Origin of the sequence: Pseudomonas defluvii (genome assembly GCF_001695625.1) — a bacterium.
Lineage (GTDB): Bacteria > Pseudomonadota > Gammaproteobacteria > Pseudomonadales > Pseudomonadaceae > Aquipseudomonas > Aquipseudomonas defluvii.
Genome location: NZ_MBPN01000207.1, coordinates 1 through 3,690, shown reverse-complemented (window position 1 = coordinate 3,690; position 3,690 = coordinate 1). Strand labels below are relative to the sequence as shown.

Annotated in this window: 6 protein-coding genes; all 6 read left to right on the top strand. The window is 49.3% G+C overall.

All coding sequences use genetic code 11. The annotated features are described in order from the left end of the window. Positions 1-126 precede the first annotated feature (126 nt). The 6 genes from EKA13_RS26305 (at position 127) to EKA13_RS26280 (ending at position 3,618) form a co-directional block, all read left to right on the top strand. Positions 127-927, top strand: coding sequence for a subclass B1 metallo-beta-lactamase VIM-2 (locus EKA13_RS26305; protein WP_003108247.1), 801 nt, complete (start codon positions 127-129; stop codon positions 925-927). Positions 928-1,014: 87 nt separating this feature from the next. Beyond that, entirely contained in the window at positions 1,015-1,419 is a 405-nt protein-coding gene (locus EKA13_RS26300) for a fosfomycin resistance hydrolase FosE (protein ID WP_054882068.1), read from the top strand. Between the two features lie 117 nt (positions 1,420-1,536). Then, positions 1,537-1,938 (top strand): NUDIX hydrolase, encoded by a 402-nt coding sequence (locus EKA13_RS26295; protein WP_083199923.1) that lies wholly within the window; start codon positions 1,537-1,539, stop codon positions 1,936-1,938. Positions 1,939-2,004: 66 nt separating this feature from the next. Further along, the gene (gene yjjG, locus EKA13_RS26290; RefSeq protein WP_083199922.1) at positions 2,005-2,685 is read left to right on the top strand and encodes a pyrimidine 5'-nucleotidase; all 681 of its coding nucleotides are present in this window, start codon (positions 2,005-2,007) and stop codon (positions 2,683-2,685) included. Between the two features lie 136 nt (positions 2,686-2,821). Continuing rightward, positions 2,822-3,058 carry a trimethoprim-resistant dihydrofolate reductase DfrB1 gene (locus tag EKA13_RS26285; protein WP_063844476.1) on the top strand — a complete coding sequence of 79 codons (237 nt, stop codon included), beginning with the start codon at positions 2,822-2,824 and terminating at the stop codon, positions 3,056-3,058. 212 nt (positions 3,059-3,270) lie between these two features. Next, the gene (locus tag EKA13_RS26280; protein WP_000679427.1) at positions 3,271-3,618 is read left to right on the top strand and encodes a quaternary ammonium compound efflux SMR transporter QacE delta 1; all 348 of its coding nucleotides are present in this window, start codon (positions 3,271-3,273) and stop codon (positions 3,616-3,618) included. Positions 3,619-3,690 lie beyond the last annotated feature (72 nt).

The following is a 3,690-nucleotide window of genomic DNA, read 5'->3' as shown; positions in this document are numbered from 1 at the left end:
GCATCCAAGCAGCAAGCGCGTTACGCCGTGGGTCGATGTTTGATGTTATGGAGCAGCAACGATGTTACGCAGCAGGGCAGTCGCCCTAAAACAAAGTTATGCCGCACTCACCCCCATGGAGTTTTGATGTTCAAACTTTTGAGTAAGTTATTGGTCTATTTGACCGCGTCTATCATGGCTATTGCGAGTCCGCTCGCTTTTTCCGTAGATTCTAGCGGTGAGTATCCGACAGTCAGCGAAATTCCGGTCGGGGAGGTCCGGCTTTACCAGATTGCCGATGGTGTTTGGTCGCATATCGCAACGCAGTCGTTTGATGGCGCAGTCTACCCGTCCAATGGTCTCATTGTCCGTGATGGTGATGAGTTGCTTTTGATTGATACAGCGTGGGGTGCGAAAAACACAGCGGCACTTCTCGCGGAGATTGAGAAGCAAATTGGACTTCCTGTAACGCGTGCAGTCTCCACGCACTTTCATGACGACCGCGTCGGCGGCGTTGATGTCCTTCGGGCGGCTGGGGTGGCAACGTACGCATCACCGTCGACACGCCGGCTAGCCGAGGTAGAGGGGAACGAGATTCCCACGCACTCTCTAGAAGGACTCTCATCGAGCGGGGACGCAGTGCGCTTCGGTCCAGTAGAACTCTTCTATCCTGGTGCTGCGCATTCGACCGACAACTTAGTTGTGTACGTCCCGTCTGCGAGTGTGCTCTATGGTGGTTGTGCGATTTATGAGTTGTCACGCACGTCTGCGGGGAACGTGGCCGATGCCGATCTGGCTGAATGGCCCACCTCCATTGAGCGGATTCAACAACACTACCCGGAAGCACAGTTCGTCATTCCGGGGCACGGCCTGCCGGGCGGTCTAGACTTGCTCAAGCACACAACGAATGTTGTAAAAGCGCACACAAATCGCTCAGTCGTTGAGTAGCAGGCAGATGCGGCATAACATGAAGTTGCAGCCGACCATCACTCCGCTGCGCTCCGTTCTGGCGGCTGAACTTCGGCGTTAGCGCCCATGGAAGGTATCAGCCACATCACGCTTATTGTCCGCGACCTCTCGCGCATGACCACCTTCCTTTGCGATGGTCTCGGTGCGCGAGAGGTTTATGACAGTGCTGGCCACAATTACTCGCTTTCCCGCGAGAAATTCTTTGTCCTTGGTGGCGTTTGGTTGGCCGCTATGGAGGGAGTGCCGCCATCTGAGCGCTCCTATCAGCATGTCGCCTTTCGGGTGAGTGAGTCAGATCTTGCCGTATATCAGGCAAGACTTGGGTCGCTGGGCGTGGAGATTCGCCCACCCAGGCCACGCGTGAATGGAGAGGGGCTGTCCCTGTACTTCTATGATTTTGACAACCATCTGTTTGAGCTGCACACCGGCACATTGGAGCAGCGCCTTGCCAGGTACGGAGCTGGGCGCTAACAATTCATTCAAGCCGAAGCCGCTTCGCGGCTCGGCTTAATTCAGGCGTTAGGCTTTAAAACCATCACTTCCGTTGTTAAATTGAAGCTCGATATATTCACCTGATGATTAAATACGATGACAGCACATATTGATAAATTAGCCTTATTCTCGATCTTAGATAAAAAATTACTGGTTGTTCGCTCCAAAGGAAAATCTCTTTTTTATCTCCCAGGCGGCAAACGTGAACTCAACGAAACTGACCATGAAGCACTGTTACGTGAAATATCAGAAGAATTAGCAATCAATTTAATACCTTCAACAATAACCTATGCAGCAACACTTGAAGCTCAAGCTGATGGCAAACCTGAAGGCTCGCTAGTTAAATTAACCTGCTATTTCGCTGATTATGATGGTGCACCAACACCTGCCGCTGAAATTGAAGAATTACGTTACATTGACAGCAATGATATTGAGATATGCTCAAAAGCAGCCATCTTATGCGTTGATTGGCTCAAAGCTAGCAACTACATCAATTAGTGCTGACAACAATATTCATCGCGTAGAATACAAGCGTAGCCCAAGGCATAACAGAGATGAACGCAAATGAAATCGTATGAATGGATATTGTTCGATGCTGATGAAACACTTTTTGAATTCGACGCTTTACGTGGCTTAAAACTCATGTTTTCACGCTTTGATATCGATTTTTCTGATGCTGATTTTTCAGAATATCAATTAGTCAATAAACCGCTTTGGGTCCAATATCAAAATGGTGAAATCACAGCAACTCAACTCCAGTATCAACGCTTTCAATCTTGGGCTGAACGGCTTGATGAAACACCCAAAACATTGAATAGTGCTTTTCTGTCCGCGATGGCTGACATCTGTGCACCATTACAGGGTGCAGCCAATTTGCTGAATACGCTTCGTGGCAAAATGAAACTTGGCATTATTACCAATGGCTTCACTGAACTTCAGCAAGTACGCCTTGATCGTACTGGGTTTCGAGACCATTTTGATGTGCTGATTATTTCAGAGCAAGTAGGTGTTGCTAAACCACATCCTGACATTTTTGAGTATGCGCTTTCTGCTATGGGCCATCCATCTCGAGAGAAAGTTCTCATGGTCGGTGATAATCCTGACTCAGACATATTGGGTGGTCTTAATGCAGGACTACACACGTGCTGGGTCAATGCAGACAATAAACCTGAACCGACTGATATAAAACCACACTATCAGGTTTCATCATTATCAGAGCTTGAATCGCTTTTGGTACAGTCGTGAGTATTAAAAAGCGCCTAACAAAATTTTCATGTCGGATGGCACTACGTGCCACCGCATAAAACGAAGTTGGGCGTGACCAATGCAGCGTGTCGTCGGGCCACATAGAACACCTAGAAGTTCACAAGAAAGGTCGGAAATGGAACGAAGTAGCAATGAAGTCAGTAATCCAGTTGCTGGCAATTTTGTATTCCCATCGAACGCCACGTTTGGTATAGGAGATCGCGTGCGCAAGAAATCCGGCGCCGCCTGGCAAGGTCAGATTGTCGGCTGGTACTGCACAAATTTGACCCCCGAAGGCTACGCCGTCGAGTCTGAGGCTCACCCAGGCTCAGTACAGATTTATCCTGTTGCGGCGCTTGAGCGCATCAACTGAGTTCAAGGTTGAAGTGCGCCGCTCAACGGTCAAACCGGGCATCACCGACTACAGCCCAACTTGTCGCTCCAGCGGACGGCTTCGCCGCCCGCTGAGCTAATTCGTTAGATGCACTAAGCACATAATTGCTCACAGCCAAACTATCAGGTCAAGTCTGCTTTTATTATTTTTAAGCGTGCATAATAAGCCCTACACAAATTGGGAGATATATCATGAAAGGCTGGCTTTTTCTTGTTATCGCAATAGTTGGCGAAGTAATCGCAACATCCGCATTAAAATCTAGCGAGGGCTTTACTAAGCTTGCCCCTTCCGCCGTTGTCATAATCGGTTATGGCATCGCATTTTATTTTCTTTCTCTGGTTCTGAAATCCATCCCTGTCGGTGTTGCTTATGCAGTCTGGTCGGGACTCGGCGTCGTCATAATTACAGCCATTGCCTGGTTGCTTCATGGGCAAAAGCTTGATGCGTGGGGCTTTGTAGGTATGGGGCTCATAATTGCTGCCTTTTTGCTCGCCCGATCCCCATCGTGGAAGTCGCTGCGGAGGCCGACGCCATGGTGACGGTGTTCGGCATTCTGAATCTCACCGAGGACTCCTTCTTCGATGAGAGCCGGCGGCTAGACCCCGCCGGCG

Excerpts from the sequence above, each read along its gene's own strand:
- EKA13_RS26295 (WP_083199923.1), top strand. The coding sequence starts at position 1,537 with ATGACAGCACATATTGATAAATTAGCCTTATTCTCGATCTTAGATAAA.
- yjjG (WP_083199922.1), top strand. The coding sequence starts at position 2,005 with ATGAAATCGTATGAATGGATATTGTTCGATGCTGATGAAACACTTTTT.
- EKA13_RS26280 (WP_000679427.1), top strand. The coding sequence starts at position 3,271 with ATGAAAGGCTGGCTTTTTCTTGTTATCGCAATAGTTGGCGAAGTAATC.
- EKA13_RS26300 (WP_054882068.1), top strand. The coding sequence starts at position 1,015 with ATGGAAGGTATCAGCCACATCACGCTTATTGTCCGCGACCTCTCGCGC.
- EKA13_RS26305 (WP_003108247.1), top strand. The coding sequence starts at position 127 with ATGTTCAAACTTTTGAGTAAGTTATTGGTCTATTTGACCGCGTCTATC.
- EKA13_RS26285 (WP_063844476.1), top strand. The coding sequence starts at position 2,822 with ATGGAACGAAGTAGCAATGAAGTCAGTAATCCAGTTGCTGGCAATTTT.